The organism is Paenibacillus sp. 2KB_22, assembly GCF_052115745.1.
GTDB lineage: Bacteria > Bacillota > Bacilli > Paenibacillales > Paenibacillaceae > Paenibacillus.
Genome location: NZ_JBFRHG010000041.1, coordinates 1 through 389, shown reverse-complemented (window position 1 = coordinate 389; position 389 = coordinate 1). Strand labels below are relative to the sequence as shown.

Below are 389 nucleotides of genomic sequence, written 5' to 3'. Positions count from 1 at the left end.
CATCTAAGCGTGAAGCCCCCCTCAAGATGAGATTTCCCAGTATGTAAGACCCCTTGAAGACGACGAGGTAGATAGGCTGGGGGTGGAAGTGCAGCAATGCATGGAGCTGACCAGTACTAATCGGTCGAGGGCTTATCCAATAGCAAGTTCAATTCGCACACTTTCGTTTCGAATCTAGTTTTCAGAGAACGATCTCTGAAATGAAAATTGGTACATCACAGAACGTGTGTATGATTTTCAGTTCCATATCTGATTTCAAGAAGCTTTGCTTCGACAAATCGCGTTTGGTGGCGATGGCGGAGGGGTTCCACACGTACCCATCCCGAACACGACCGTTAAGCCCTCTAGCGCCGATGGTACTTGGACCGCAGGGTCCTGGGAGAGTAGGA

2 rRNA genes are annotated in these 389 nt (G+C 49.4%); both read left to right on the top strand.

From position 1 onward, the window contains the following. A 23S ribosomal RNA gene (locus tag AB4111_RS31230) occupies positions 1 to 140 on the top strand; the annotation flags it as partial. Positions 141 to 283: 143 nt separating this feature from the next. Next, positions 284 to 389: ribosomal RNA gene (gene rrf, locus AB4111_RS31225) — 5S ribosomal RNA — on the top strand; the annotation flags it as partial.